The organism is Coprococcus sp. AM11-30B (genome assembly GCF_027674365.1).
GTDB lineage: Bacteria > Bacillota > Clostridia > Lachnospirales > Lachnospiraceae > Allocoprococcus > Allocoprococcus comes.
This window is the reverse complement of the sequence record NZ_JAQDVB010000022.1, coordinates 1-307: the sequence shown is the minus strand read 5'-3', so window position 1 is coordinate 307 and position 307 is coordinate 1.

Below are 307 nucleotides of genomic sequence, written 5' to 3'. Positions count from 1 at the left end.
AAAAGTTTTGCATAAAAATTCGAGCATGAGTATGGGAATATTCAGACGAAAACTTTGAAAAAAGTAAATTGCAAAAAAAATTGCAAAAAAAATCAAAAAGCTGTTGACAAGCCTTGGTGAATATGCTATTCTAAATAAGCTGTCGCGTGAGGGATTGCTTCACAACAGCAAAAAAAATAAAAAAGTTGTTGACAAACATGAAATGCTTTGATATAATATAAAAGCTGTCGCATGAAACGGCAACAACAAAAAAAGAACATTGATAACTGAACAATAGACAACAAACCCTGAAAATTCTTACAAGAGA